This is a genomic window from Extibacter muris (assembly GCF_004345005.1).
GTDB lineage: Bacteria > Bacillota > Clostridia > Lachnospirales > Lachnospiraceae > Extibacter > Extibacter muris.
Genome location: NZ_SMMX01000076.1, coordinates 1 through 667 on the forward strand (window position 1 = coordinate 1; position 667 = coordinate 667).

Here is a 667-nt window from a genome sequence, read left to right on the forward strand (position 1 = left end):
GCACCAGATTTGCGAAAGAAAGTCAACAAAAAAGGGAAAAAGGAGAGAGAGAGTAGGGAGGGTTCGCATAAACATACTCATCAAAAGGCATGTCTTTGAGAAAAGGAAGAAAAGGAGAGGAGATAAAGGGAGAGAAAAAAAGGACTCTCTTTTGAAAGGAGGAGAAGAAAGGAAAAGGAGAGGAGAAGGGAGGGGGAGGAAGAGGGGGAAGGAGCCGGAAGTGGGTCCAAACGAGGGAAAGAAAAAGAGGAAAAAGAAAGAGAGAGGGGGAAAAGAGGGAAAGAGGGAAAAGGGGCATGAAGGGGAAAAGCAGAAGAGGAAGGGAGGGAGGAAGAGGGAGAAGGGAAGAAAGGAAGGGGAAGAGGAGGAAGAGGAAGAAGAGGAGGAAAAAGAAAGGAAAGGGCGAAGAGGGAGGGGGAAACAGGCAAAGGGGGGAGGAAGAAGAGAAGGGGGGGAAGAAAAAAGGAAGAGGGGGAGGGAGGAGGGAAAGGGGAAGGAAGGGGAGGGAAGGAAGAAGAGCCGACCGGGACGCAGACGTGAAACGGAGGAGAAGGGGGAAAAAGAGGGGAGGAAGGAAGAAGAAGAGAAGGAGGGGAAGAACAGGGAAAGAGAGGAGAGGGAAGGAAGAAAGAAAGAGAGAGAGAAGAGGAGGAAAGGGAAGAGGGAA

General features: G+C 50.5%; 1 protein-coding gene. It reads left to right on the forward strand.

Annotation, left to right across the window (positions count from 1 at the left end; translation table 11 throughout):
* Window positions 1-151: 151 nt before the first annotated feature.
* Window positions 152-667: hypothetical protein (locus tag E1963_RS19965; RefSeq protein WP_201272096.1), on the forward strand; the 516-nt coding region annotated here is incomplete at its 3' end.